This is a genomic window from Streptomyces sp. 7N604 (assembly GCF_052245475.1).
Taxonomy (GTDB): Bacteria; Actinomycetota; Actinomycetes; order Streptomycetales; family Streptomycetaceae; genus Streptomyces.
The window spans coordinates 134531-156279 of sequence record NZ_JBQQBX010000023.1 but is presented as its reverse complement, the minus strand read 5'-3'; the positions used below and the strand labels follow the sequence as shown (position 1 = coordinate 156279).

The following is a 21749-nucleotide window of genomic DNA, read 5'->3' as shown; positions in this document are numbered from 1 at the left end:
CCGTCAGTGGTGACCCCCGCCGTGACCACGGCTGTGCCGCCGCCAGGAGAAGCCGCCGGGCAGCCGCACCGTCGTCGTACGTCGGCCGTGGCGGTGCCAGGTGATGTGTGCCTGACGCGGTCCGAACGATACGGACCAACCGTGCGGGCTCAGGTTGAGGTGGACGAGCTTGGGGACGATCGTCACGCGCTTGTGGTAGCGGATCGGCATCGGGCACCTCGCTTGGATCGATGGATCGATGAATCGACGGGTCAACGGGGTCAACGTATCGATCGGTCAACGGGGTCAACGGGGTCAACAGGGTCGACAGGGTCGACGGATCTACAGGGTCGACGGATCTACAGGGTCGATGGTTTTCTTCCCATGATGTCGGATTGCCGGTCGTGTCCCGGGGGCCGAGACTGGGCGTGTGAGCCGTCCGTACCAGGTCGTACTGGTCGGCGTGCCCATCCACTGCGTGGGCATGCCCGAGCCGGGCGACCCGCCCACCGGCACCGAGCTGGCCCCGGCGGCCCTGCGGGCCGCGGGCCTGGCGGACGCCGTCGCAGCCGCCTCCGACCTCGGTGATCTCGACGTACGCCTCGTCGGCCCGGTCAGGGACGCCAGAACCGGTGTCCAGGGATGGCCGTCGGTGCGCGCCGCCACGGGGGCGCTGCGGGCCCGGCTCGCCGACATCGTGCGCGAGGGCACAGTGCCGCTCGTGCTCGGGGGCGACTGCACCCTGCTGCCCGGAGCGCTGGCGGGCGCGCGCGACGCCCTCGGCACTGTGGGCCTGGCCTACCTGGACGGGCACCTCGACCTCTACGACGGCCGGACGTCGACCACGGGCGAGCCCGCGGACATGCCGGTGGCCGTGGTGACCGGCGCCGGTCCAGCCGCGTGGTGTGACGAGGTGGCCGCCCCCATCGTCTCTGCCGACCGGCTCGCCCTCCTCGGACCGCGGGACCGCGAGGAGGCCGCGGGGCTGGCCTCGGTCCTGCCGGAGGAAGTCGGACTGCGGCCCGAACTCAGCCCCGCGGACCTGCGTTCCCGCGGTATGCGCGAGGCCGGGTCGGATGCGCGGGACCGCCTGGCCGCCGGCACGCCGGACGGCCGCCACTGGGTGCACCTCGACGTCGACGTCCTGGACGAGCAGGCCCTCCCGGCCACCGACTACCTGATGCCGGGCGGCCTGACCACCGCCGAACTCCACGACCTGATGCACCCGCTGACCGCGGACCGCGGCCGCCTGGCGGGCCTGTCGATCGGCTGCTACAACCCGGCCAAGGACCCGGACGGTTCCGGAGCCGAAGCCCTGGTCGGGCTGCTCGCAGATCTGCTGGCGCGCTCGTAAGGGCCGCTCTCCGGCCATCATGCGCCGGATCCGGGCGAGGGACGGCGAGACCGAGACGGGCCGTCACGCATACGCGTACCGCCTCACGCGCATGCGTACCGCCTCACGCGCGATGCGTACCGCCTCACGCGCGATGCGTACCGCCTCACGCGCATGCGCACCTGGGGGCCTTGCTCTGCCCCAGCAGCCCAACAGGCCCGAACCTTCCCGCTTGGAGCAGCCCCGGCTCCATCAGGCCGTCAGTGCCGCGATCCTCGGTACGCGGGCCTCGTCGTAGCGCTGGAGCAGGAGCCGGGCCAGTTCGGGGGACGGGCCGAGGACACCGGCCAGCGCGTCGGCGCCGGCCTCCCACGCGCCCGCGGCGATGCGGTCCGGCAGGAAGCCGGGCGCGACGACGTACGGCGCGACAGCCACCCGCCGCGCGCCCTCGGCGCGCAGCTGCCGCACCGCGTCCTCGGTGCGGGGAAGTGATGCGGAGGCGAACGCAGGTCGCACGGCGCACCAGCCGGTGTGCCGCCACTCCCGCGCGATTTCAGCGATCACTGCGATCGCCTCCGGGTCCGAGGAGCCCGCCGAGGCCAGCACGACCCCGGTCGAGCGCCGGTCGCCGGGGCGCACCCCGGCTTCGTACAGCCGCCGCTCCAGGGTGGCCGTGAGGAGCGGGGACGGGCCGAGTACGTCCGCCTGCCGGATGGTGAGCCGGGGGAGGCGGGCAGACGCCTCGCGCAGGACGGTCGGGATGTCCGACTTGGCGTGGAAGGCGCGGGTGAGCAGCAGCGGCAGCGCTACGACGTCCCGAACGCCCTCGGCGGCCGGCCGCTCCAGGCTGAGTTTTTCCAAGACCTGCGGCACGCTGGGCGCGTTGAACTCGAGAAAGCCGGTCTCGACGCGCAGCCCGGGCCGCAGCGACCGCACCCGCTCGGTGAGCGCGGTGACGGTCGCCGCGTGCCGCGGGTCGCGGCTGCCGTGGGCGACGACGAGGAGTACGGGCGAGGGCGCAGGGGCGTGCATGGGCTTCAGCGCATTCAGCTCTTGACGAGGAGACCGCGGTTCTTCAGCACCCACCGCTCCAGCGGGCTGAAGAGCAGCAGGTCGATCGCGATACCGACGAGGAGGATCAGGAGGATGGCGAGGAAGACGCCGGGCATGTCCGCGTTGTTGCGCCCGTTCTCCAGCAGCTGCCCCAGACCCAGGCCCAGTTCGGGAGACGAGGCGATGATCTCCGCGGCCATCAACGAGCGCCACGAGAAGGCCCAGCCCTGCTTCAGCCCCGCCAGGTATCCGGGCAGCGCGGCCGGCATGACGATGTGCCGGGTGCCGCGGAGTCCGGTGGCACCCAGGGTGCGTCCGGCGCGCAGGAACAGCGGGGGCACCTGGTCGACGCCGGAGACCAGGCCGTTGGCGATCGAGGGGACCGCGCCGAGCAGGATCACGGCGTACATCATCGAGTCGTTGAGCCCGAGCCAGATCACGGCCGGCGGCACCCAGGCCACCGACGGCAGCGACTGAAGGCCGGACAGGATCGGGCCGATGGCCGCGCGCACGAACCTCAAGCGGGCGACCAGCAGGCCAAGCGGGGTGCCGATGGCGAGCGCCAGCAGGAATCCCAGCAGTCCCCGGGAGACGCTGGTCCAGATGACCTCGTGCAGCTCGCCCTGGAGCCACAGGTCGGTCACGCTCTCCCAGACGGCGGACGGCGCAGGGAGCTTGTACTCCTCGGTGACCTTCGCCCAGACCAGCAGCTGCCAGACGACCATCACCAGGGCGACGGCCAGCAGCGGCGGGAACACCTTCTGCACCAGGGCCTGGCGCAGCGGGGTGCGCCGCACCTGCACCGTGTCCAGGGCGTCCAGGCCCGCCTCGAGCCCGGCCAGGTCGTTCGCGTCCTCGGTCTTCTGCGGCAGCACCGCGTCCTTGGTCTCAGTGCTGGCCATGACGGCGGATCTCCCCACGCAGTTCCTCGGTGATCTCGACGGACAGCTCCGCCACCGCGGCGTCCTCGATGCGGCGCGGCTGGGGGATGTCCACCTTCCATTCACGGGCGACCCGGCCCGGCCGCGAGGACAGCAGCACGACGCGCTGGGCGAGCCGTACCGCCTCCCGCACGTTGTGCGTGACGAACAGGATGGAGACGTCCGTCTCCCGCCAGATACGGGTCAGCTCGTCGTGCAGCACGTCGCGCGTGATCGCGTCGAGCGCGGCGAACGGCTCGTCCATCAGCAGCAGCCGGCTGTCCTGGGCGAGCGCCCGGGCCAGTGCCACGCGCTGCCGCATTCCGCCGGACAGCTCGTGCACCCGCTTGCGGTACGCGCCGGTGAGCCGTACGAGCTCCAGCAGGCGCTCGGCCTCCTCGCGCCGCTCGCCGCGCGGCACTCCGCGCAGCTTCAGTGCGAGCTCGATGTTCTTGCCCGCGGTCAGCCACGGGAAGAGGGCGTGCTCCTGGAACATCAGGGCCGGCCGGCCGCCGGGGACTTCGATGCCCCCGGCGGACGGCCGGTCGAGACCTGCGACCAGGTTGAGCAGGGTTGATTTTCCGCAGCCGGACGCTCCCAGGAGGGTGACGAACTCACCCGGAGCCACATCGATGGTGATGTCGTCCAGTACGAGCTGCTGCGCACCGGGTCGGCCGAAGGACTTCGAGACGTGCGCGATGCGGGCGGCGTAGGACGCCGCCGTGTCGGCGTCGGCAGCCTTGGTGAGCGTGGCGGACATGGGTGTCACCTCCTGGAAAGGTCCGGCGTGCGATTACTTGGCGCTGAGACCGGCGTCGTCGACCTCGGGCTTGCCCTCGGCCTTCAGCACCTTGTTCAGCGGGCCGAGGTCGTAGATGCCCTTCAGGTCCGGCTCCTCCAGCAGGCCGGCCTTGACCGCGTGCTCGGCCTCGGTGTTGAGCGTGGCGGCCAGCGGGTCATCTGTGATCTCGATGCTCTTCCACGCCGGGTCGAGCACCTCGGGCGGCAGGGCCTTGCCGGACAGCTTCTTGAGCGCGGCGTTGGCGGCGGCCTTGGCCTTGTCCGGGTTGTCCTTGATCCACTGGTTGGTCTTCACCGAGCCGCGCAGCACGGCCTCGACGACGTCCGGGTGCTCGTCGAGGAAGCTCTGCGACACGATGAGGTTCGTGATCACGAACTTCTTGTCGGGCCACAGCGTGCCCTCGTCGAGGAGGACCTTCCCACCCTCCGCGACGAGCTTGGAGGCCGTCGGCTCGGGCACCCACGCGCCGTCGATGGAACCGGACTTGTAGGCGTCCGGCGTCACCTTGTTGTCCGTGCGGACGACGGACACATCGCCCTTGCCGCTCTCGGCGTCGACCTTCCAGCCCTGCTCGGCGATCCAGTGGAGGAACGCCACGTCCTGCGTGTTGCCCAGCTGCGGGGTGGCGATCTTCTTGCCCTTGACGTCGTCGAGAGTCTTGATCTTCTTCGGGTTGACGACCAGCTTCACGCCGCCCGAGGCGGAACCGCCGATGATCCGCAGGGCTTGGCCGTCGGACTTGGCGAAGCCGTTGATGGCGGGGGAGGGGCCGATCCAGCCGATGTCGATGGAGCGGGAGTTGAGCGCCTCGATCTCGGACGGTCCGGCGTTGAAGGCGGCGGAGGTGAGCTTGGTGCCGCCCAGCTCCTTCTGGAGGATGCCCTCCTGGTCGCCCACCAGCGCCGTGGCGTGCGTCAGGTTCGGGAAGTAGCCGATCTTCACCTCGTCGACGGAGAGCTTCTTGCCCTTGGGAGCCGGCGAGCTGGTGTTGTCCCCCTCCTTGGCCTGCGAGCCGTAGCCGCAGGCACCGAGGGCGCCGGCCAGAAGCGGGAGGACGGCGGCCGCGGCGAGGAGGCGGCCGCGGCGGGATGGTCGAGCGGAGGTCGTGCGATCGGCAGACACGGGAGGTCTTCCTCTCGTAGAGGCCGGCGTCCGGTCAGGGGACGCCCGGCAGGTCGGTAGGTCTTCGGCGCGGTGGGTGAGGCCTGGGGATGTGGCTCATGAGCGCACACATCGCCCGGTCCCGCCCTGACCGCTGCCGAGGACACCGCTGCCTATGCGGCCGCCCTCCTTGGCGAAGGTCGAGAAGACGTCGACAACCATGCTCAGAAGTCCCATCCCTCGTCGTCCGCGGCCGCCTCGTCCGCCGTCGCGGAGGCGCCGAACGCGGTGCCGACCATGCCGGCCGTCAGGGTCGTGCCGTCCGCCGGGTCGATCAGCAGGAAGGACCCGGTGCGGCGGGAGTCGGCGTACGCGTCGAGGGCGAGGGGCTCCGCGGTGCGTACGACGACCCGGCCGATGTCGTTGGCGGCCAGCTCGCCCGGCGCCGGGTGCTGGGACAGATCGTCCAGGGTCAGCCGGGAGGGGATCTCCTTGACGATCGCCTTCACCGTGCGGGTGGTGTGCTTGAGCAGCACGCGCGCACCGGGCTTCAGCGGACGGTCGTGGAGGTGGCAGACGGTCGCCTCGATGTCCTGCGTCGTGGCGGGGGCCGAGGCGGTCGGGACGATGATGTCGCCGCGGGAGATGTCCAGGTCGTCGGCCAGCCGGACGGTGACGGACTGCGGGGCCCAGGCCACGTCGACGGAGTCGCCCAGCGCGTCGATGCCCTCGATCGTGCTGGTGAGGCCCGACGGCAGGACGGTGACCTCGTCGCCGGTGCGCAGCACGCCGGAGGCGATCTGGCCCGCGTAGCCGCGGTAGTCCGGGTGCTCGGCGGTCTGGGGGCGGATCACGTACTGGACCGGGAAGCGGGCGGGCTCCTGCGATGCGTCGGTGCCCACCGGCACCGTCTCCAGGTGCTCCAGCACGGTCGGGCCGCCGTACCAGTCCATGTTCGCCGACGCCGTCACCACGTTGTCCCCGGCCAGTGCGGAGATCGGGATGGCCGTGATGTCCGGGACGCCGAGGGAGGCGGCGTACTGCGTGAACTCCTCGGCGATGGCGGCGAAGACGGGCTCGGCGTAGTCGACGAGGTCCATCTTGTTGACCGCCAAGACCACGTGGGGCACCCGGAGGAGCGCGGCCACGGCGGCGTGCCGGCGGGTCTGCTCGACCACGCCGTTGCGCGCGTCGACCAGGACCACGGCGAGCTCCGCGGTGGACGCACCGGTGACCATGTTCCGGGTGTACTGCACGTGCCCGGGGGTGTCGGCCAGGATGAACCGCCGCCGGGGCGTGGCGAAGTAGCGGTACGCGACATCGATGGTGATGCCCTGCTCCCGCTCCGCGCGCAGCCCGTCGGTCAGCAGCGCCAGGTCCGGCGCCTCCTGGCCGCGGCTGCGCGAGGCGTGCTCCACGGCCTCGAGCTGGTCCGCCAGCACCGACTTGGAGTCGTGCAGCAGCCGGCCGACCAGCGTGGACTTGCCGTCGTCGACGGATCCCGCGGTGGCGAAGCGCAGCAGCGAGGTGGCCGCGGCCTCCTCGATGATCGCGCTCGTGGTCGAGCTCGTGCTGGTCATGGCTAGAAGTACCCCTCGCGCTTACGGTCTTCCATCGCGGCCTCGGACAGCTTGTCGTCGGCGCGGGTCGCGCCCCGCTCGGTCAGCCGCGACGCGGCGATCTCCGCGATCACGGCCTCGATCGTGGTCGCGTCGGAGTCCACGGCGCCGGTGCAGGACATGTCGCCGACCGTTCGGTAGCGCACCAGCCGGGTCTCGACCCGCTCGCCGTCCTTCGGGCCGCCCCACTCGCCGGGGGCCAGCCACATGCCGCTGCGCTGGAAGACCTCACGGTCGTGGGCGTAGTAGATCTCCGGGAGTTCGATCTTCTCCCGGGCGATGTACTGCCACACGTCCAGCTCGGTCCAGTTGGACAGCGGGAAGACCCGGACGTGCTCGCCGGGGGAGTGGCGGCCGTTGTAGAGCTGCCACAGCTCGGGGCGCTGGCGCCGGGGGTCCCAGCCGCCGAACTCGTCCCGCAGCGAGAACACCCGCTCCTTGGCGCGGGCCTTCTCCTCGTCCCGCCGCCCGCCGCCGAAGACCGCGTCGAAGCGGTTCTTGTCGATGGCGTCCAGGAGGGGGACGGTCTGCAGCGGGTTGCGCGTGCCGTCGGGGCGCTCGCGCAGCTCGCCGCGGTCGATGAACTCCTGGACGGAGGCGACGTGCAGCCGCAGTCCGTGCCGGGCGACCGTACGGTCCCGGTAGTCGATGACCTCGGGGAAGTTGTGCCCGGTGTCCACATGCAGCAGGGAGAAGGGGATCGCCGCAGGGGCGAACGCCTTCAGCGCCAGATGCAGCATGACGATCGAGTCCTTGCCGCCGGAGAAGAGGATCACCGGCCGCTCGAACTCGCCCGCCACCTCGCGGAAGATGTGCACCGCCTCGGACTCGAGCGCGTCCAGGTGTGTCAGGGCGTACGGGTTGTCGGTGCCCTCGCTCACGATCGCGGCCGTCGTCACGCTGCACCCCTCTCGTTCGCCCCGCCGCGCCAGCGGCTCATGTCACTGCCGCCCGCGCGGCGCAGAGGTGCGGCCTCCCCCAACCTCCGGCCGGGGGTGCCCCCAGTCGGCTGCGGCCCGGCGGCCGCGCGTGCGTCGCTCACGCCAATCCCCTCTCAACCAGCAGCGCATGCAGCGCGGCGGCGGACTCCTGCACGGTCTGGTTCTGCGACTCGATCCGCAGGTCGGGGGACTCCGGCTCCTCGTACGGGTCGTCGACCCCGGTGAGCCCGGAGATCTCGCCGGCCGCCTGCTTGGCGTAGAGACCCTTCACGTCGCGCACGGAGCACACCTCGACGGGGGTCGCGACATGCACCTCGACGTACGCGGTGCCCTCGGTCTGGTGGCGCTTGCGCACCGCCTCCCGAGAGTCCGCGTAGGGCGCGATGACCGGGACGAGCGCCTTCACGCCGTTGCTCGCCAGCAGCTCGGCGACGAAGCCGATGCGCTGCACGTTGGTGTGCCGGTCCTCGCGGGAGAAGCCGAGACCGGCGGAGAGGAACTCGCGGATCTCGTCCCCGTCCAGCACCTCCGCCCGGTGCCCCTCACCGCGCAGCCGCTCCGCCAGCGCGTAGGCGATCGTCGTCTTGCCCGCGCTCGGCAGACCGGTGAGCCACACCGTGGCGCCCAACATTGGCGCGCTCGCCTCCGGGCGCTCAGACCCGGTGTCGCGCGCGCCGTGGCCTGTCACGCTCATGTCCCGTCCTTCGCGTATTCGTTCCGTCATCAGCCGTGCAGCCCGCACTCGGTCTTGCTGCGTCCCGCCCAGCGGCCGGCGCGCGCGTCCTCGCCCTCCAGCACCCGGCGGGTGCACGGCGCGCAGCCGACGGAGGCGTAACCGTCCATCAGCAGCGGGTTGGTGAGCACGCCGTGCTCGGCGACGTACGCGTCCACGTCTCCCTGCGTCCAGCGGGCGATCGGGGAGACCTTGACCTTCTGCCGCTTGGCGTCCCAGCCGACGACCGGGGTGTCCGCCCGGGTCGGGGACTCGTCGCGGCGCAGGCCCGTCGCCCACGCGTCGTACCCGGTCAGGCCCTCCTCGAGCGGCTTGACCTTGCGCAGAGCGCAGCACAGGTCCGGGTTCCGGTCGTGCAGCTTCGGCCCGTACTCGGCGTCCTGCTCGGCGACCGTCTGGCGGGGGGTGAGGGAGATGACGTTGACGTCCATCACGGCCTCGACCGCGTCGCGGGTGCCGATGGTCTCCGGGAAGTGGTAGCCGGTGTCGAGGAACACCACGTCGACGCCCGGGCGGGCGCGCGAGGCGAGGTGTGCCACCACGGCGTCCTCCATGGAGGAGGTCACGCAGAAGCGGCCGCCGAAGGTGTCGGTGGCCCAGCGCAGGATGTCGAGCGCGGACGCGTCCTCCAGGTCGCGGCCCGCCTGCTCGGCCAGCTCCTGGAGTTCAACTGCCGTGCGCTGCTGTGCGGTTGTCATGCGGTGTTGCCCCCTTCGCTGCGGTCGCGCTGCAGACCCTTGGCCAGCAGCCCGAGGAACGACAGGCGGAACGCGCGGTTGCAGGACGCGCATTCCCAAGCTCCGTGGCCCTCCTCGGAGGGCCGCAGGTCCTCGTCACCGCAATACGGGCAATAGAAGGGCGCCGCTCGCTCACTCACGACAGCGCCTCCTCGGACGCACGCGCCGCCCACTGGGCGAACCGCTCGCCGTCCGCGCGCTCCTTCTGGAAGCGCTTGAGCACCCGCTCGACGTAGTCGGTCAGTTCGGCGGAGGTGACCTTCAGGCCGCGGACCTTGCGGCCGAAGCCGGGCTCGAGGCCCAGTGCGCCGCCCAGGTGCACCTGGAAACCCTCGACCTGGTTGCCGTCCTCGTCCAGGACCAGCTGGCCCTTGAGACCGATGTCCGCGACCTGGATACGGGCGCAGGCGTTGGGGCAGCCGTTGACGTTGATGGTGATCGGCTCGTCGAAGTCCGGCAGCCGGCGCTCGAGCTCGTCGACGAGCGAGGCGCCGCGCGCCTTCGTCTCGACGATGGCGAGCTTGCAGAACTCGATGCCGGTGCAGGCCATGGTGCCGCGGCGGAAGGCCGACGGCTTGACCTGCAGGTCAAGCGCCTCGAGACCGGCGACCAGCGACTCGACCTGCGACTCCTCGACGTCGAGCACGAGCATCTTCTGCTCGACGGTGGTACGGAGGCGGCCCGAGCCGTGGGCCTCGGCCAGCTCGGCGATCTTGGTGAGGACGGTGCCGTCGACCCGGCCGACGCGCGGGGCGAAGCCGACGTAGAAGCGGCCGTCCTTCTGGCGGTGGACGCCGACATGGTCGCGCCACTGCTGGACGGGCTGGTCGGGGGCGGGCCCGTCGACCAGCTTGCGCTTCAGGTACTCGTCCTCGAGCACCTCGCGGAACCGCTCGGCGCCCCAGTCGGCGACCAGGAACTTCAGCCGGGCGCGGGTGCGCAGCCTGCGGTAGCCGTAGTCGCGGAAGATCGAGACGACGCCCTCGTAGACCTCGGGCACCTCGTCGAGCGGGACCCAGGCGCCGAGCCGGACACCGATCTTGGGGTTCGTCGACAGGCCGCCGCCGACCCACAGGTCGAAACCGGGGCCGTGTTCGGGGTGGTTGACGCCGACGAACGCGACGTCGTTGATCTCGTGCGCGACATCCAGCAGCGGGGAGCCGGAGATCGCCGACTTGAACTTCCGCGGCAGGTTGGAGAAGGCCGGGTTGCCGATGATGCGGCGGTGGATCTCCTCGATGGCCGGGGTGCCGTCGATGACCTCGTCCTCGGCGATCCCGGCGACCGGGGAGCCGAGGATGACGCGCGGGGTGTCGCCGCACGCCTCCGTGGTCGACAGGCCGACGGCCTCCAGGCGGCGCCAGATCTCGGGCACGTCCTCGATCCGGATCCAGTGGTACTGGACGTTCTGCCGGTCGGTGATGTCGGCCGTGCCGCGGGCGAACTCCTGGGAGATCTCGCCGATGACCCGCAGCTGCTCGGTCGTCAGCCGCCCGCCGTCGATGCGGACCCGCATCATGAAGTACTCGTCGTCCAGCTCCTCCGGCTCGAGGATCGCGGTCTTGCCGCCGTCGATGCCGGGCTTGCGCTGGGTGTAGAGGCCCCACCAGCGCATACGCCCGCGCAGGTCGGCACCGTCGATCGAGTCGAAGCCGCGGTGGGCGTAGATCGTCTCAATGCGCGTCCGCACATTGAGACCGTCGTCGTCCTTCTTGGTCTGCTCGTTGGCGTTGAGCGGGGTGAAGTGGCCCTTGGCCCACTGGCCCTCGCCGCGGTGGCGTCCGGCCTTGCGGCGGGTCGTTGCAGCCGTAGCGCGTTCTGGGGTGGCGGCCATGGGTGTGATGTCCTTCGGGGCGGCTCAAGGGGGCGGACCGGGCTGGCGGCACCCTGTCTGACCTGCCGATATGCAGGTGTCCCCGGCACAGCGCGGAGGGCGCGTGCAGCAGTGGGGGACCGGGGGCGTCAGCTCGTCCGCGACGATGGGGACGGCGGTGGGTGCGGCAGTGCTGTGACTATCAGCCCGCCGGACAGATGGCGCTGGACATGCGGCCGAGGTCGACGTGCCGCCGACTCACCAAGGCAATTCCAGCTCGAGACATGACGAAAGCGTGTCATGGGGGTCTCGGGAGCGTCCACCGGTATCCATCATGTGGACAGCAATGTCCCGTTCCGTGAGATGATGTGGTGCGGGTCACGCATCCGGCCAGGGGCCAGGTGCGGGCACCTCCGGTTCCTCCTCGGTCTTCGTCCCGAAGAGCCGGAAGCCGCGGCGCCGGTAGTTGTCGAGGGCGTACGGACCGTCCTTGCTGCAGGTGTGCACCCACACCCGCTTGGTCGGGGTGAGCCCCGGCCAGCGCTCGGCGAGGTCCCAGGCACGGGCCGTGCCCTCGCTCAGCAGGTACCCGCCGACACGCCGCCCCCGGAAGGCGGGGATCAGCCCGAAGTACGAGATCTCCACGACCCCCTCGTCCTGGGCCTCCAGCTCGATGTACCCGGCGGGGGTCCCGCGGACGTAGGCGACCCAGGTCTCGACGCCGGGCCGGTCCAGGAACGCCTGCCACCGCTCGTACGGCCAGCCGAGCCGGTCGGTCCACGTCACGTCGCCGCCGACGGCGGTGTAGAGGAAGCGGCTGAACTCGGGTGAGGGCACCTCGGACCGGACGATCCGTATGCCGCTGCCCGCGTCCGGCCGGGTGGCGGGCGCGAGGTCGGCGGGCGAGGTCTGCTCCAGGGACCAGGTGGTCACGGTGATGCTCATACCTCACAGCCAACCACGCGCGCCGGACACCCTCACCGGCGGAGGAGCCGCCGCGGCGGCTCCTCCTGTGACGTCCGCTGTGACTCATCGCACGTCGGTCATCCTGGCGAAGACGACGACGTTGCCCGAGTAGCCGTTGGTCTTCGAGAAGCCGCCGCCGCACGTTATGACCCGGAGCTCCGGCCGCCCCGTGTCGCCGTAGACCCGGTCCGCGGGGAAGTTCCGCTTCTCGAACACCTCGATGCCGTAGATCTCGAACACCGCGGTGCGGCCGTCCTCCCGGACCACCTCCACCCGGTGCCCCTTCCTGAGGGCGCCGAGGTTGTAGAACACGACAGGCCCGGTCTGGTTGTCCACGTGCCCCACGATGACCGACGTCCCGCTCTGGCCGGGGGAGACGGCGTCCTTGAACCATCCGGCCAGGTTCTTCTCCGTCGCCGGCGGCGCGTCGACCCAGCCTTCGGGGTCGAGGCCCACCGGCATCAGCGGGGCGTCGATCCTGATGGCGGGGATTACCACCCGGCTCGGGGTGGACGCGGGCAGCGGTCCGGGCAGCGGGCTGGCGGGTGCGGAGCTCTTGTGCGCGGCCTCGGACCGGTGCTCGGCCGCGGAATCGGAGGTCGGCTGCGGCGGACCCGACTCCGCGTGCGACCCGTTCCTTATGAGGGCGACCCCGATGAGAAGGACGAGGATTATGAACCCCCAGGGCGAGCGCTTCGTCCGCACCGGCGTGTAGCTGCCCCGGCCCGGGCTGTCCTTCGCACGCATCTCTCACCCCTCGGGCCCTTCGGGCGCGGTCGCCTCCGCGCCTGGTTCTAACGGCACGTTAGGACCGGGAGGTTGGGGCGGCGACAGCAGGCGGGCGAACGGGTGGCGGGGCGCGAGGGGGCCGCCCGTCCCCACCCGGCCGGAGCAGCGCGGCATGCGCGTCCCGCCGGGCCGGGCGAGCGTAGGAGCATGCACGCCTCCCGGACCCTCGTTGCCGCCGCGCTCGCCGTGGCGGCTCTCGGCCTGCCCGCTCCGCTCGCCGCCGCGGACCCCGGCCGCGAGGGCCCGAGCGACATCGTCGTCACACCGGTGACGGTGAAACAGGGCGGCACCCTGACGATCACCGTCGACGGCCGCAGCTGCCGCGGCACGGGCCGTGCCTACGACGCGATCGTCGAGTCCAACGCCTTTCCGCGCACCCGGCTCAGGGGGCAGCCCGGCACGTCCTCATCGGTCGCCAGGCCCAAGGTCTTCGGCGCCGTGGAGCCCGGCACGCACACCGTCTCCGCCACCTGCGGCGGCTGGACGGTCACGGGCGGGCGCTTTCGCGTCGTAGCGCGCGAAGCCGGTCGGCGGGCGGAGGAGGGGAACGCGACCGCAGGCAACGCCCGCACGGCAGACAGCGCCCACAAGGACCGCAAGGCCCATAAGGCCGACGAGGCCGCTGAGGCCGCTGAGGCCCGCAAGAAGAGAGCGGCCGCCGCCGGGACCGTGGACGAGGACACATCCCGCGCCTCCGGCGGGACCGTCGTCGTCCCGCCGCACGGTGTCGCCACCGCGGCACCGCCCCCGGTCCACAGCGCCCCGGCGATCCCGCGGCGCCCGGTGAGGGCCGGTCTCGGCGGCGGCGGCTCGCACGTACCCCCGGTCACCGTCGCCCTCGGTATCGGACTCGTCGCGGGCTCGCTGGCGGCCGGGGGCTACTACCTCATCCGCCGCCGCCCGGCCGACTTCGGCTGACGCGGGCAGTCTCTCGGAGTCAGCCCGGGGCGGACCGCGCCGCGAGCAGAGCGGGCGCCGTCGAGTGCGGCAGCAGGTCCGAGGCGTCGGCCGGGGTGAGCAGCTCGACCCGCATCCCGTCGGCGAAGCGGTACGGCCGATGGTCCAGCAGCCCGCCGAGCGTCCGCCGGACCCGGGACAGCTCGGCCCGCACGGTCACCGTACGCGCCGGGTCGCCGAACAGGTCCGCGGCCAGCTGCGACGCCGTACGGCCCTTGCGGTGCCGGGCGAGGACGTACAGCAACTCCGCATGGCGCGGGGTCAGTTCCTGGCTCCAGCTGCCCGCCGCCCCCGTCACGGACAGCGAGGGCTGCCCGGCCCGCCGCAGGTCCAGCACGACCCGGCCCGGCGGAGCGCCGCGCCCCTCGCCACCCGGACCCTCGCCGTCGACCCGCAGCAGCCAGCCGTCCGGCAGCGGCTCCGCGCTGCACATGCCGAGCGAGGGGATCCAGACCTGCCCGGCCCGGAGGGACTTGGGCAGCGACACCCGGTCCGGCGGCAGCATGCCGGTGACCCCGGCCGTCCAGCCGTTGCGGTCCACGGCCAGCGCCCGGCCGCCCACCCGGGCCAGGACCGGCGCGGCCACCGAGCGGAGCCGGTCGACCGCCTCCCGGTGCCGCTCCCGTATCTCGCCCTCGGCGACCCTGGCGACCGCGCTGACCAGGGCGAGGGTAGCGGGATGGATGGCGGCGGCCGGTCCGGTCACATTGGCCACGCCCAGCAGGCGCCCGTCGCGCGGGTCGCGTACGGGCGCGGCCGCGCAGGACAGCGCGTGGAAGGCGCGGACGAAGTGCTCGGCGGAGTGCACCTGGAGCGGGCCGCGGGAGACCAGCGATGTGCCGATGGCGTTGGTGCCCGCCACTTCCTCGGCCCAGCTCGCGCCCACGGAGAAGCCGAGCTGGTCGGCCTTCTTCTGGACGGTCATGTTGCCGTCCCGCCACAGCAGCCGGCCCTCGGCGTCGGTGATCACCATGATGTGCCAGGCCTCGTCGGCCGCCGCCATCAGGCCCTCGCGCAGGGTCGGCAGGACCGTGGCGAGCGGTGTGGACCGGCGCCGGTGCTCGACCTCGTCGAGCCCGAGCAGGCCCGAGTGGGTGCCCCGGTCGGGGTCGACGCCGTGCCGCAGGACCCGGTGCCACGACTCGTCGATCACCTTGCGGTGGGTGAACCGCGGTGTCCTGCCGTCCAGCGCGGCCGCCCGTACGCCGCTGAGGAGGCGGGTGGCGTGGCGGGGGCCCACGGCCGACATCCGGGGCATGTCCAGCGGTTCGTCGTTCACGGATCCGGTCTCCGAAGTGACGGGAAGGACGAAGGGGCGGCAGGGCGGGCCCGGTCGGCCGCGCCTTCCTATGGTGCCGCCGGTGACCGTGACGGGGAGGGCACTTGGCGTAATTCCTGCAACCCACCGCAACGTTTGTGCCTCGCTGCGCCGCAGGGCAAGAGTGGGGGCGTACGCGGACGGGGTGGTGCCGTGTCGGCGCGGCATCACCCGGTTCCGGCGGACGGGCAGCTCCCGCGGACCCTCAGACCTGCACCCGCGCACGGTCCACGATCGACGCCAGGTCCAGGGTGTGCGGGAGCGTGCCGAACGCCCCGCCCCAGTCGCGGCCGAGCCGCGAGGCGCAGAAGGCGTCGGCGACCTCGGGCGGCGCGAAGCGTACGAGCAGCGAGCCCTGCAATGCGAGCGCCATCCGCTCCACCAGCCGCCGCGCCCGTGCCTCGATCCCGCTCAGATCGGCGAGTTCGGTGAGCATGTCCTTGATCGCGCCGTCCAGGCGGTGGTCCGCGCCGCGGGCCCGGCCGAGCTCGGTGAGGAACGCGTCGAGGGCGGCGGGCTCGCGCTGGAGGGCGCGCAGCACATCGAGGGCCTGGATGTTGCCCGAGCCCTCCCAGATGGAGTTGAGCGGGGACTCGCGCAGCAGCCGCGGCAAGCCCGACTCCTCGACGTAGCCGTTGCCGCCCAGGCACTCGAGGGCCTCGGCAGCCAACGGCGTGCAGCGCTTGGTCACCCAGTACTTGGCGGCCGGGACCGCGAGGCGCAGCAGCTGCCGTTCCGCCTCGCCACCCTCTGTGTCCGCAGCCGCGTCGTACGCCGCCGCCAGCCGCAGCGCCACCGTCGTCGCCGCCTCCGACTCCAGCGCCAGGTCGGCCAGGACGTTGCGCATCAGCGGCTTGTCGATCAGCGGGCCGCCGAAGGCGCTGCGGTACGCCGTGTGGTGCACCGCCTGCGCGACCGCCTGCCGCATGACCGCGGCCGCGCCGGTCACGCAGTCCAGCCGGGTCGCCGCGACCATGCCGATGATGGTGGCGACGCCGCGGCCCTCCTCGCCGACCCGGCGCGCCCAGGTCGTCCCGTCGAACTCCACCTCGCCCGAGGCGTTGGAGCGGTTTCCCAGCTTGTCCTTGAGCCGCTGGATCCGGAAGGTGTTGCGTGTGCCGTCCGGGAGGACGCGGGGGAGCAGGAAGCAGGTCAGGCCTCCGGGCGCCTGGGCCAGTACGAGGAAGCCGTCCGACATGGGGGCGGAACAGAACCACTTGTGACCGGTGAGGACGTACTCGCCCGCGGCGGCCAGGGGCTCGGCGCGCGTGGTGTTGGCCCGTACGTCGGAACCGCCCTGTTTCTCCGTCATGCCCATCCCCAGCAGGGCGCCCGGCTTCTCGGCGGCGGGCAGCAGGTCGGGCACGTAGATCCGCGAGGTGAGCCGCGGCTCCCACTCGGCTGCCAGCTCCGGGTCGGTGCGCAGGGCCGGGACCGCCGCGTGGGTCATGGAGACCGGGCAGCCGTGGCCCGCGTCGGTCTGCGTCCACACCAGGAAGCCGGCCGTCCGCCGCAGGTGCCCGTCGGGGCGCGGCCAGGCGCCGGTGAGCCCGGAGGAGACGGCCTTGCGCAGCAGGCGGTGCCAGGCCGGGTGGAACTCGACCTCGTCGATGCGGTGGCCGTAGCGGTCGTGGGTGCGCAGGACGGGCGGGTGGTCGTTGGCCTGGGCACCCCACTCCTGCGCCTGGGCGGAGCCCGCGGCCCGCCCCAGCTCGCCCAGCTCGGCACGTATCTCCGCCAGGCGCCCGGGCGCGGCGTGCCGCGCGACGCCCTCGGTGAGGGCGGCGTCGGTGGTGAAGACGTCGTAGCCGGTCAGCGGCGGAGCTTGATTGGTCACGGTGTGAGTCGAGGCTCCCATGCCAGATACGTTAAGGAGGTGCGAGCAGCAGAGTCATCCCCCAGGCGGTCCACGAGCCGCTGGCGCAGGGCACGCGCCCTTTATCCGCATCTGTCCAAGCGTAACGTGGGGTGGCTGCTGCTCAAGGACACGGTCAACTCGTGCATCGAGTACCGGATCCTCGGCCTGGCCGCCGAGGCGGCCTTCTTCACCCTGCTGTCGCTGCCGCCGCTGCTGCTCGGCCTCATCGGGCTGCTCGGCTACCTCGACGCCTGGACCGGCACCGAGACGATCGAGAGCATCCGGCAGAACATCCTCACCGCGTCGGGGACCGTGCTGTCCGAGCGCGGCGTGGAGGAGATCGCCCGGCCGCTGCTGAACGACGTCACCCGTGGCGGGCGGCCGGACATCATCTCGCTCGGCTTCGCCCTCGCCCTGTGGTCCGGCTCGCGGGCGGTCAACGTCTTCATCGACACGATCACCGTGATGTACGGACTCGACGGCGTCCGGGGCATCGTCAAGACCCGGCTGCTCGCCTTCCTGCTGTATCTGATCGCCTTGGGAGTGGGGGCCGTGGCGCTGCCGCTGATGGTGGCGGGCCCCGACGCGGTCATGGACATCGTGCCGTGGAGCGAGGCGGTCGTACGCGTCCTGTACTGGCCGGTGGTCCTCGTCCTGTCGGTGGCCTTCCTCACCACCCTGTACCACGTGTCCGTACCGGTCCGCTCGCCCTGGGAGGAGGACATTCCGGGCGCTTTGGTGGCGCTGGCGATGTGGGTGCTCGGCAGCTTCCTGCTGCGCATCTACCTCACCAACACGGTCGAGGGCCCGACCATCTACGGGTCGCTGGCCGCGCCCGTGGCCGTCCTGCTGTGGATCGGCGTCTCGGCCTTCGCCGTGCTGGTCGGCGCGGCGGTCAACGCGGCGATCGACCGGGTGTGGCCCTCGGTCGCGACGGCGGCGGCGCGCGAGGCGAACGAGCGTGCACGGGAGGCGGCGGCAGCGGAGCTGATCGCGCGGGCGGCGGCCCAGCGCGCGGCCCGCGCGGGTGCGGACGAGCCGGACGAGGACTGGGACGAGTCCGAGGACGGCCCCGACGCCGAGCCGCCCTCCGAATTCCCCGAAAGGTGGGCGCAGTTCCTGCCGCCGGAGGACGTCCGCGCGCGGCTGCACGCCAAGCGGGAGGAGTGAGCCTCACCTGCGGTGGCGCGGCAGCAGCTGGGCCACGCGGGGGTACTCCTCGTGCAGCAGGCGGCCGACGAGGGCCCCGCCGAAGACCACGAACCCGACGCCCACCAGCCAGGACTGGACGACGAGCACGGTGCCGAACGGGCCGTAGGTGACGGCATTGGACGCGATCAGTGGCGAGAACACCAGCCGGGAGAACACCCGCAGGCCGATGAGGCCGATCACCGTCGCCACAGCGCCGGGCAGCAGGGCGGCCCAGCCGACCCGGCCCACGAGCAGCAGCCGCTGCGACCACCAGAAGAACACCACGGCACTCGCCGCCGCGCTGAGAAAGTGCCAGAGAGAGGTCACGAAGGCGTTCCCGGCCGGCTGGCGGTCCTGGGTGATCTGGGCCGACACGAAGAGGTAGCCGATCAGCGCGGCGAGCCACAGCGCGTGCCGCCACATGGTGTGCCAGCGGGCCGAGGGCAGCTCCCACACCTTCTCGTAGCCGGTCTGCACGGCCGAGCCGAACGTCAGGCCGAAGACGCAGAGGGCGGCGAGGCCGTACGCGGTCGTGGCCTCGAGCGCCTTCCTGGGCTCGGAGAACAGCTCCTCGACCTCCTGCTGGGCACCCATCGACACCCCCAGGCCCTCGCTGAGCCACTCGGCGAACCCCTGGCCGTTCGCCGGGTCGACCGCCGCGACCACGATCAGCAGCGGCACCAGCGTGAGGAACCCGAGCGCCGCGAAGCCCATCGAGCGGTGCATCAGCTCCAGCTCGCTGCCCCGCCGCCAGCCGCGCGCGGCGGTGGAGCGGCGGAGCCCGCGGTACAGCCTCCGCCACGCCGACGCATCGCCCTCGGCGCCGGAAGACTTCTCGCGCATGGAATCTCGCCTACCCGATCGGGGTCATCGCGGTGCGACGGCGCACGGAGAGACCCCGGAATGGCTCAGACCGTCAGCCGTCAGCTCAGCCGTCAGCCGCCGACCGTCAGCCGCCGACTGTCAGCCGCTCACCGGGTGCGATCACCCGGACGTCCGTCCCGGGGGCCGTGACGTGCACGGCGCGGACGAAGTTCTGGGGGTCGCGGTCGGACTTGGTGATCAGTCGGTCGCCGAGCCGCCCACTGGTGTACGCGTAGTGGTGCGGCACCGCGACCCGCGGCTTCAGCCAGGAGGTGAGCGTGGCGGCGTCCTGGGCGCTCATCACCACCTGGCGGTTGAACAGCGGGCGCAGCCGCAGCCCGTTGGTCGGTACGAGCAGCAGGTCGATGTCGGGGAAGCGGCCGGCCAGCTCCTTGAGCTCGGGGACCAGCAGGGTGTCGCCCGCGAAGTAGACGGTCTGCCCGCCGCCTTGTACGACGAACGTGACCTCGTAGACCTTGTGCCTGGCCGGGATGGCGGTGACGGTCAGTTCGCCGCGGCCGGCCCGGTCGTCGAGGCGCGTGCTCTCCCAGGGGTAGAGGGCGCGGACGTGGCGGAATCCGGCCTTCCTGGCGCGCTCGACGACCGGGGCCGCGACGATCATCGGCACGTCCTTGTCCCGGTAGGACGCGAAGGCCTCGAGGTCGCAGTGGTCGTAGTGGTGGTGGCTGATGAGGACGGCGTCGAGGTCCGGAAGGTCCGCCACCGAGGAGGCGATGGGCTCCCCGGGGTGATGGGCGGGCCTCTCGCTGAACCACGGGTCCGTGAGCAGCGTCCACCCGCCGATCTCGATCAGGTGGCAGCTGTGGGTGATCCTGGTGACGGCGAGCTGTCCGTTCATGGCCTGCTCCCGGGTGCTCGGAAGGCCTCTCCCTCACCAGTCTCACACCGCAGCCGCGCCACCGCCCTCCGGCCGTCCGTCCCTCCGTCCGTCCAGGCCGGACGTCCCCGGCGCGGCCCCGTCAGTCCTCCTGGGACTTGCTGATCTCCCAGAAGCGGGGAACCGTCGAGGCGTCGAGGCTCCACGCGATCCCGAAGACGTTGTCCCGGGCGACCGCGTACTGCTTGCCCTGCCACAGCGGCAGCACCGGCAGGTCGTCGGCGACGATGGACTGGATCTCCGCGAACTTCCCGGCGGTCACCAGCCGGTCGGGCTGGGCCACGGTCGCCGGGATGAGCTTGTCGACGATGCGTTTCGACACGTAGTTGTTGGAGATGACGTTGTTCCTGCTGAAGAACGGCGAGATGAAGATATCCGGGTCCGGGTAGTCGGGCACCCAGCCCTTGACGTAGACGCCGTAGCTCCCGGAGGCGATGCCCTTCTCGTACTCGTCGAGGCTCACGCTCTTGACCTGGGCGTCGAAGAGCCCGCTGGCGTTGAGCTGCTGGGCGAGCTCCTTGACCGCGGGCACGGTGCCGGGCCCGAAGCGGATGGGGGTGGCCCACAGCGTCAGCCGGACCTTGCCGGAGATGCCCTCCTCGCGGAGCGCCGCCTTCGCCTTGTCGCGCTGCGGCCGGTCGCCGTACTTGTCGAAGAAGGGCGTTTTGTGGCCGGTGATCCCGGCGGGGATCACCGAGTACAGCGGCTTGGCCGTACGCCGGTACACATCGCGCACCAGGGCCTGGCGGTCGACGAGATACGCGATGGCCTTGCGCACCGCGAGCTTCCCGGCGATCGGGTCGCGCATGTTGAACACCATGTGCATCACCTCGGCGCTGGCGCCGTCGACGACCTCCACGCCCCGCCGGTCGGCGGTCGTCGCGGCCTCCAGCTCCTGGATGTCCTTCGCCGCGAGTCCGCGGTAGGCGAGATCCACGGTGCCCTTCTGCACAGCTCTCTTGAGAGCAGCCGGGTCGCCCTTGAAGAACTTCATCGTCATGCCGGAGTTCTGGACGTCGGCCTCGCCCTGGTACTCCTCGTTGACGGAGAAGACCGCCTCTTTGTCGTCGATCGAGTCCAGCCGGTACACGCCGGAGCCGACGACCTTGCCGTCCGTGCGCAGCTTGTTCTCGGGGTACTCACGGTGGTCGACGATCGCGCCCGCACTCGAGGCGATCTTCATGGGGAAGGTGGCGTCGGAGGTCTTGAGGCGGAAGACGACGGTCTTCTCGTCCGGGGTCGTGACGTCCTTGATGGACTGCAGGAGATACGACGGACCCTTGGGGTCGTTGATCCTGAGCGTGCGCTTGAAGGAGTACGCCACGTCCTCGGAGGTGAAGTCGTTGCCGTTGCTGAACTTCAGCCCGTCCTTCAGCACGCAGCGGTAGACGGTGCTGTTGCCGTCCGTGAAGGAACAGCTCTTGGCGGCCTCCGGCCGGGGGGTGTTCGCGCCGTGCGGAAAGCTGATCAGCGTCTGGAAAACGTTGTTGAACACCAGCCAGGAGCCGATGTTGTAGCCCGACGCCGGGTCGAGGGCCTGTACCTGGTCGGTCGTCCCCAGGACCACGGAAGCTCCCGAGCCGCCGGCCTCGCCGTCACCCGCACCGCACCCCGTGAGCAGCCCGGCGACGACGCCTGCTCCGATCGAGCCTGCCAGCCACTGGCGACGTATCCTCAACTGCACGTTCTTCACACTTTCCGTTCGCCTGCCGGTGCGGTCGGCACCGTGGGGGGAGTGGGCGCCCGCTTCGCCGCCGCCAATTTCCCGTTTTGGGGAGGAAGTTGGGGAAGCTGCTCCTCGGATCCTGAGGAGTGCGGATCCGAGCCCATACCGTAGACGCCGTACTGACCCGACGTACAGCCGGGTGCGGCGACGT

The 21749-nt window shown here is 71.6% G+C and carries 22 protein-coding genes; 3 read left to right on the top strand and 19 right to left on the bottom strand.

The annotated features are described in order from the left end of the window. Positions 1-3: 3 nt before the first annotated feature. Positions 4-210 carry a DUF4236 domain-containing protein gene (locus ACTWP8_RS25240; protein ID WP_443324406.1) on the bottom strand — a complete coding sequence of 69 codons (207 nt, stop codon included), beginning with the start codon at positions 208-210 and terminating at the stop codon, positions 4-6. A 199-nt stretch (positions 211-409) separates the two neighbouring features. Here ACTWP8_RS25240 and ACTWP8_RS25235 point away from each other — a divergent pair, with 199 nt between their 5' ends. Then, positions 410-1333 carry an arginase family protein gene (locus ACTWP8_RS25235; protein WP_443324405.1) on the top strand — a complete coding sequence of 308 codons (924 nt, stop codon included), beginning with the start codon at positions 410-412 and terminating at the stop codon, positions 1331-1333. A 231-nt stretch (positions 1334-1564) separates the two neighbouring features. Here ACTWP8_RS25235 and ACTWP8_RS25230 read toward each other — a convergent pair whose 3' ends face one another. The 13 genes from ACTWP8_RS25230 to ACTWP8_RS25170 form a co-directional block, all read right to left on the bottom strand. Continuing rightward, positions 1565-2344: a sirohydrochlorin chelatase gene (locus ACTWP8_RS25230; RefSeq protein ID WP_443324404.1), complete on the bottom strand. Its 780-nt coding sequence runs from the start codon at positions 2342-2344 to the stop codon at positions 1565-1567. A 14-nt stretch (positions 2345-2358) separates the two neighbouring features. Beyond that, positions 2359-3267 (bottom strand): ABC transporter permease, encoded by a 909-nt coding sequence (locus ACTWP8_RS25225; RefSeq protein WP_443324403.1) that lies wholly within the window; start codon positions 3265-3267, stop codon positions 2359-2361. After that, positions 3254-4045: an ABC transporter ATP-binding protein gene (locus ACTWP8_RS25220; protein WP_443324402.1), complete on the bottom strand. Its 792-nt coding sequence runs from the start codon at positions 4043-4045 to the stop codon at positions 3254-3256. The genes ACTWP8_RS25225 and ACTWP8_RS25220 overlap by 14 nt, the downstream gene beginning before the upstream one ends. A 33-nt stretch (positions 4046-4078) precedes the next feature. Continuing rightward, complete coding sequence (locus ACTWP8_RS25215) at positions 4079-5209, bottom strand: ABC transporter substrate-binding protein (protein WP_443324401.1); 1131 nt, start codon at positions 5207-5209, stop codon at positions 4079-4081. A gap of 203 nt (positions 5210-5412) precedes the next feature. Continuing rightward, entirely contained in the window at positions 5413-6768 is a 1356-nt protein-coding gene (locus ACTWP8_RS25210; RefSeq protein ID WP_443324400.1) for a sulfate adenylyltransferase subunit 1, read from the bottom strand. Positions 6769-6770: 2 nt separating this feature from the next. Further along, positions 6771-7706 carry a sulfate adenylyltransferase subunit CysD gene (gene cysD / locus ACTWP8_RS25205; RefSeq protein ID WP_443314619.1) on the bottom strand — a complete coding sequence of 312 codons (936 nt, stop codon included), beginning with the start codon at positions 7704-7706 and terminating at the stop codon, positions 6771-6773. A 139-nt stretch (positions 7707-7845) separates the two neighbouring features. Then, entirely contained in the window at positions 7846-8379 is a 534-nt protein-coding gene (gene cysC, locus ACTWP8_RS25200; protein ID WP_443324421.1) for an adenylyl-sulfate kinase, read from the bottom strand. 92 nt (positions 8380-8471) lie between these two features. Then, entirely contained in the window at positions 8472-9179 is a 708-nt protein-coding gene (locus ACTWP8_RS25195; protein ID WP_443324399.1) for a phosphoadenylyl-sulfate reductase, read from the bottom strand. After that, positions 9176-9358, bottom strand: coding sequence for a hypothetical protein (locus tag ACTWP8_RS25190; RefSeq protein WP_443314621.1), 183 nt, complete (start codon positions 9356-9358; stop codon positions 9176-9178). Before ACTWP8_RS25190 ends, ACTWP8_RS25195 begins: the two co-directional genes overlap by 4 nt. Further along, a complete protein-coding gene (locus tag ACTWP8_RS25185; protein ID WP_443324398.1) occupies positions 9355-11052 on the bottom strand; it encodes a nitrite/sulfite reductase in 1698 nt (565 codons plus the stop codon). The genes ACTWP8_RS25190 and ACTWP8_RS25185 overlap by 4 nt, the downstream gene beginning before the upstream one ends. Positions 11053-11233: 181 nt before the next feature. Next, positions 11234-11317: a putative leader peptide gene (locus ACTWP8_RS25180; protein WP_309471194.1), complete on the bottom strand. Its 84-nt coding sequence runs from the start codon at positions 11315-11317 to the stop codon at positions 11234-11236. A 92-nt stretch (positions 11318-11409) separates the two neighbouring features. Further along, positions 11410-11976 carry a GNAT family N-acetyltransferase gene (locus ACTWP8_RS25175; RefSeq protein ID WP_443324397.1) on the bottom strand — a complete coding sequence of 189 codons (567 nt, stop codon included), beginning with the start codon at positions 11974-11976 and terminating at the stop codon, positions 11410-11412. Positions 11977-12060: 84 nt separating this feature from the next. After that, positions 12061-12744, bottom strand: coding sequence for a class F sortase (locus ACTWP8_RS25170; RefSeq protein ID WP_443324396.1), 684 nt, complete (start codon positions 12742-12744; stop codon positions 12061-12063). Between the two features lie 189 nt (positions 12745-12933). On the opposite strand from ACTWP8_RS25170, the gene ACTWP8_RS25165 reads away from it, so the two are divergent. Further along, entirely contained in the window at positions 12934-13704 is a 771-nt protein-coding gene (locus ACTWP8_RS25165) for a hypothetical protein (protein ID WP_443324395.1), read from the top strand. A gap of 19 nt (positions 13705-13723) precedes the next feature. Here ACTWP8_RS25165 and ACTWP8_RS25160 read toward each other — a convergent pair whose 3' ends face one another. Together ACTWP8_RS25160 and ACTWP8_RS25155 are read right to left on the bottom strand one after the other, a co-directional pair. Further along, positions 13724-15022, bottom strand: coding sequence for a GAF domain-containing protein (locus tag ACTWP8_RS25160; RefSeq protein ID WP_443324394.1), 1299 nt, complete (start codon positions 15020-15022; stop codon positions 13724-13726). Positions 15023-15266: 244 nt separating this feature from the next. Beyond that, positions 15267-16919 carry an acyl-CoA dehydrogenase family protein gene (locus ACTWP8_RS25155; protein ID WP_443324393.1) on the bottom strand — a complete coding sequence of 551 codons (1653 nt, stop codon included), beginning with the start codon at positions 16917-16919 and terminating at the stop codon, positions 15267-15269. A gap of 18 nt (positions 16920-16937) precedes the next feature. On the opposite strand from ACTWP8_RS25155, the gene ACTWP8_RS25150 reads away from it, so the two are divergent. Beyond that, complete coding sequence (locus ACTWP8_RS25150; RefSeq protein WP_443324392.1) at positions 16938-18089, top strand: YihY/virulence factor BrkB family protein; 1152 nt, start codon at positions 16938-16940, stop codon at positions 18087-18089. A gap of 3 nt (positions 18090-18092) precedes the next feature. Here the strand turns inward: ACTWP8_RS25150 and ACTWP8_RS25145 are convergent, their stop codons facing one another. From ACTWP8_RS25145 to ACTWP8_RS25135, 3 genes are all read right to left on the bottom strand, one after another. Next, a complete protein-coding gene (locus tag ACTWP8_RS25145) occupies positions 18093-18953 on the bottom strand; it encodes a YhjD/YihY/BrkB family envelope integrity protein (protein ID WP_443324391.1) in 861 nt (286 codons plus the stop codon). Positions 18954-19059: 106 nt separating this feature from the next. Then, positions 19060-19833, bottom strand: a complete 774-nt coding sequence (locus ACTWP8_RS25140) for an MBL fold metallo-hydrolase (RefSeq protein WP_443324390.1) — start codon at positions 19831-19833, stop codon at positions 19060-19062. A 121-nt stretch (positions 19834-19954) separates the two neighbouring features. Further along, positions 19955-21550 (bottom strand): ABC transporter substrate-binding protein, encoded by a 1596-nt coding sequence (locus ACTWP8_RS25135; protein WP_443324420.1) that lies wholly within the window; start codon positions 21548-21550, stop codon positions 19955-19957. Positions 21551-21749: the final 199 nt, after the last annotated feature.